Source organism: Caballeronia choica (assembly GCF_001544535.1).
Taxonomy (GTDB): domain Bacteria; phylum Pseudomonadota; class Gammaproteobacteria; order Burkholderiales; family Burkholderiaceae; genus Caballeronia; species Caballeronia choica.
Window position 1 is genome coordinate 1 of sequence record NZ_FCON02000444.1, and the last position, 1474, is coordinate 1474.

General features: G+C 62.6%; 2 protein-coding genes. Both read right to left on the minus strand.

Annotation, left to right across the window (positions count from 1 at the left end; genetic code table 11):
- A partial coding sequence (locus AWB68_RS44835) for a PAS domain-containing sensor histidine kinase (RefSeq protein ID WP_087650445.1) occupies window positions 1-803 on the minus strand: 803 nt, incomplete at its 3' end.
- Between the two features lie 188 nt (window positions 804-991).
- Window positions 992-1366: a universal stress protein gene (locus AWB68_RS44840; RefSeq protein WP_235028879.1), complete on the minus strand. Its 375-nt coding sequence runs from the start codon at window positions 1364-1366 to the stop codon at window positions 992-994.
- Window positions 1367-1474 lie beyond the last annotated feature (108 nt).

A 1474-nucleotide genomic window follows, 5' to 3' on the forward strand; every position in this document is an offset into this window, starting at 1 on the left:
TTCAACGTTGCGTTGATGTCGTAGCGACGCCGAAAATCGCTGACGAGCCAGTCGATCGCGGCGAAGAGCCCGAGGTCATCGAGAATGGGCGGCCGCAGGCCCGCCGCGATACGACGCACCGAAGCGATGATCGTATCAATCTGCCCCTGCATGGCCTGCGTCTGGGAGACGCGATGGCGAGCCAAGCCGGTTGCGTCGACATCCGTATCTAGCGCGGCCAGTTGCATCTTGAGTGCGGCGAGTTGTTGCCCGAGATCGTCATGCAATTCCCGCGCGATATCCGTCCGCTCGTTTTCCCGGGCGGTCTGAACGTGAGTCGACAGTTCACGGGCATGCTGGAGTTCCGCGAGGCGCAACTGATCGGTCATGTCGCGCGTTACCTTGGCGAAGCCGCGTAACGTGCCGTTTGCGTCACGTACGGCTGTGATCACGACATTGGCCCAGAAGCGGGATTCGTCTTTGCGAACTCGCCACCCTTCGTCCTCGATATGTCCCTTTTCGATCGCCAGCGCGAGTTCTGCTTCCGGCTTGCCCGCTGCGACATCCTCCGGCGGATAAAAAACTGAAAAGTGCCGTCCTATGATTTCGTCCGCTTCATAGCCTTTGATCCGTTTCGCGCCGTTGTTCCAGGTGGCGACCTTTCCGGCGGGGTCGAGAAGAAAGATCGCATAGTCTTCCACTGTTTCGACCAGCAAACGGAAATGCTCGTCGCTCAGCAGGCGGCCAATAGAGGCGCGAGCCGGCACGGCTTCGCGCTGGTCGTCGGCCGGCCGTTGACGCGAACACTTATCGCGACTTTGCATGCGGTCTGTCTCCCTGACTGGGAAGCGGATCTCGTGGCGCTCGGCGAATCATGTCGGCGCTCGCCCGGCGCAATGATCCCAGTCTAGCCGACCCGACAGGCGCCGTCATCTTCGCGCCATTGACGACCGTAAGCGACACTGTCGAAAGCTCGGCGAATGGTGGAAGGCGCCGTTCGTGACGTCGTCACTCAGTGAGGCGATCGTGTGTCGAGGTGTTCCCTCGCTGTTTCGGCCTGTAGGTCTCCTTTTGGGGCCGGGACTAGCAGAACCGGGCAGCATGAGATGCGCAGGAAGTGCTCGGCGACGCTGCCGAGCGCGAGCCGCCGCCCGTGCGTTCCCATCAACACGAGGTCCGCGCCAAATTCCTGCGCGCTCTTGAGGATGCGGTGCGCGATGTCGTCACGGGTCAACTCGACCTCGACTACGCGCGGTGTACCCCGCACGCCCGTCTGGTGCATGCGCGCCGAGGCGTCGGCGCCCAGCGCGGCGCTTTCCTTCACGAATGCATCGCGGGTGTTGACATAAAACGCAGCGCTCGCGTCGTCGCCGCTGACGGGCGGCAAGTCGCTCACGAAAAGGGGCTGAATCTCTGCCCGCCGCTTTCGCGGGCGATTTTCAGCGCCTCGTCGAGCGCGTGGCTCGCGATCGGGCTGCCATCGATGGGAGCAAGA